This window comes from Roseateles sp. P5_B10 (genome assembly GCF_056400485.1).
On record NZ_JBFULE010000752.1, the window covers coordinates 1 to 2530 of the forward strand.

Consider the following 2530-nt stretch of genomic DNA (forward strand, 5'->3'; position numbering starts at 1 on the left):
TTGTCGGACTGGGCGCCACCTCGCGTCATCGATGCGCTGCAGCGCCTGTGCCACGACCTGGTGCGCCGCAGCCACGGGCAGCGCGGCCAGTTCTTCGCGCCGGCGGCCCTGCCTGCGCCCAAGCGCGCCGCACCGTTGCTGAGCTGGGACGCCGAACTGCGCCGCGCCGCCCGCCACGCCGACCATCCGCTGAACGCCGGGTTGTGGATCGAGGCCTTGGTGGCGCAAGCCCAGACGGCCATCTCGGCCGCCGCGCGCTGACTACACTCGCCCTTCATGAGCGACGCCCCCTCCTCCAAGTCTCCGCAATTCCAGCCCAGCAAGGTGAGCGGTAGCCTGCCCTTGCCCACGGTGAGCGGTCAGGGCGCATCGTCCGGCGCGCGGCCCAGCGTCATCCAATTGGTCTTCCGCGAGAAGTCGGCGCTCTACGCCGCCTACATCCCGGCCTTCACGGAAGGCGGCCTGTTCGTGCCGACGACGCGAGACTACAAGCTCGGCGAAGACGTCTACCTGCTGCTGGCCCTGCCCGAGGACAACCAGCGCTATCCGGTGGCCGGCAAGGTGGCCTGGCTGACGCCAGCCAACGCGTCGGGTGGCCGCACCCAGGGCGTGGGCGTGCGCTTCCCTGGTGACGAGAAGACCCGGTTGATCCGCGTCAGGATCGAGGAAATCCTGGGCACTGCGATCTCGTCGAGCAAGCCGACTCAGACCCTTTGATTCCTGTTCCCGTCGATGTTCGTTGACTCGCATTGCCATCTCAGCTTCCCGGAGCTGAAGCAGAACCTTCCCGCCATCCTGGCCGACATGCAGGCCGCGCAGGTCGAGCAGGCCATCTGCATCTGCACGCAGATGGAGGAGTTCGAGGCCGTGCATGCGCTGGCTCTTGAGCATGCCCAGCTGTGGGCCACCGTGGGCGTACACCCCGACACCGAGGACATGCGCGAACCCGACGTGGCGGAACTGGTGCGCCTGGCCGCGCTGCCGCGTGTCGTCGCCATCGGCGAGACCGGGCTGGACTACTACCGCCTCAACGGCCGCAGCATCGACGACATGGAGTGGCAGCGCGAGCGCTTTCGCACCCACATCCGGGCCGCGAAGGCAGCGGCGAAGCCACTGGTCATCCACACTCGCTCCAGCGCGGCCGACACGCTGCGCGTGCTGGACGAAGAGGGCGGTGAGCAGGCCGGCGGCGTTTTCCACTGCTTCACCGAGACGGCGGAAGTTGCCCTGGCCGCCGTCGAACGCGGCTACTACATCTCCTTCTCGGGCATCGTCAGCTTCAAGAACGCCCAGGACCTGCGTGACCTGCTGAGGCTGCTGCCGCTTGATCGCGTGCTGATCGAAACCGACAGCCCCTATCTCGCGCCGGTGCCCTTCCGCGGCAAGACCAATTCGCCGGCCTATGTGCCCCATGTGGCCAAGGCGGTGGCCGATGCGGTGGGCCTGCCGGTGGAGGAGCTGGCCGCCCGCACGACGGCAAATACGCGGCGGCTGTTCGGCCTGCCCGAAGCGGCATGAAGAAGGCATGGATCGCCGCGCTGGCGCTGCTGGCCACGACGGCCCTGCGTGCCGCGCCCGCTGACGAACTCGCCATTGCCGCCGAAATGAACGACGGCCGCGCCGTGCTGGCCCTGCTGCTCAAGGGCGTGGACGCCAACCAGGCTGACTCGCGCGGCCGCAAGGCCATCTTCATCGCCGTGCGTGAAGAGTCGCTGCGCGCGCTGGACAGTCTGCTGGCTTCGCCGCAGACGCAGGTGGACGAAGCCAATGCCCAGGGCGAGACGCCGTTGATGGTGGCTGCCATCCGCGGCTCGCTGCCGGCCGTGCAGGCCCTGGTCAAGCGTGGCGCCGCCGTCAACCGCGCGGGCTGGACGCCGCTGCACTACGCCTGCAGCGGGCCGGACAACGGCGTGGCGGCCTTCCTCATCGCTCACGGCGCCGAGCTCAATGCGCGCTCCGAGAACGGTACGACGCCGCTGATGATGGCGGCGCGCTACGGCAACAGCGATCTGGTGCCTCTGCTCATCAAGGCGGGCGCCGAGCCGCGCGCGGCCAATGAGCAGGAACTGACGGCGGCCGATTTCGCCCAGCGCGGCGGCCGCGATGTGATGGCCAAGGAGCTGCGCCTGATCATTCAGGAACGCCAGCGCGCGGCCAAAGCTGCAGAACCTGCCAAGAGCGCCAATTAGTTCTCGCCCCGGGGGCCGTGTAGGGAAAAGTCTTACAGCGGCTAGCGCGCTGGGCCGACTGTTGCGCCAAGGCGCGGCTGCCTAAAGTGGAGTCATCGTCAAACACGAGGCCCACCATGCTGTCCAACACCCCGAATCTAGCTGACCCCTTCGCGATGCTGATCTCCCCCGCCGAGGTGATGAACGCCATCGAGCGTTCCGACCGCCTGGCGCGCCTGCAGAGCCGCATCTACCGCCCGCTGGACCGCCCATGGATCCCGGTCAAGGCTTCGGCCGATTTCGACAGCGAGATCGACGCCGAGCTGGAAGTCCCCGATCTGTCTGACGACGCCGAATAAAGA

At 68.1% G+C, this 2530-nt stretch carries 4 protein-coding genes and 1 pseudogene; all 5 read left to right on the plus strand.

Going from position 1 to position 2530, the window contains the following annotated elements; translation table 11 throughout:
• Positions 1-261, plus strand: a pseudogene (locus tag AC1DU6_RS27040) (DNA polymerase III subunit delta'); the annotation flags it as partial.
• A 15-nt stretch (positions 262-276) separates the two neighbouring features.
• Positions 277-717, plus strand: coding sequence for a PilZ domain-containing protein (locus AC1DU6_RS27045; protein ID WP_082532892.1), 441 nt, complete (start codon positions 277-279; stop codon positions 715-717).
• 15 nt (positions 718-732) lie between these two features.
• Positions 733-1518 (plus strand): TatD family hydrolase, encoded by a 786-nt coding sequence (locus AC1DU6_RS27050; RefSeq protein ID WP_056201658.1) that lies wholly within the window; start codon positions 733-735, stop codon positions 1516-1518.
• Positions 1515-2189, plus strand: a complete 675-nt coding sequence (locus tag AC1DU6_RS27055; protein WP_457324684.1) for an ankyrin repeat domain-containing protein — start codon at positions 1515-1517, stop codon at positions 2187-2189. The genes AC1DU6_RS27050 and AC1DU6_RS27055 overlap by 4 nt, the downstream gene beginning before the upstream one ends.
• Before the next feature lie 116 nt (positions 2190-2305).
• The gene (locus AC1DU6_RS27060; protein WP_056201663.1) at positions 2306-2527 is read left to right on the plus strand and encodes a hypothetical protein; all 222 of its coding nucleotides are present in this window, start codon (positions 2306-2308) and stop codon (positions 2525-2527) included.
• Positions 2528-2530 lie beyond the last annotated feature (3 nt).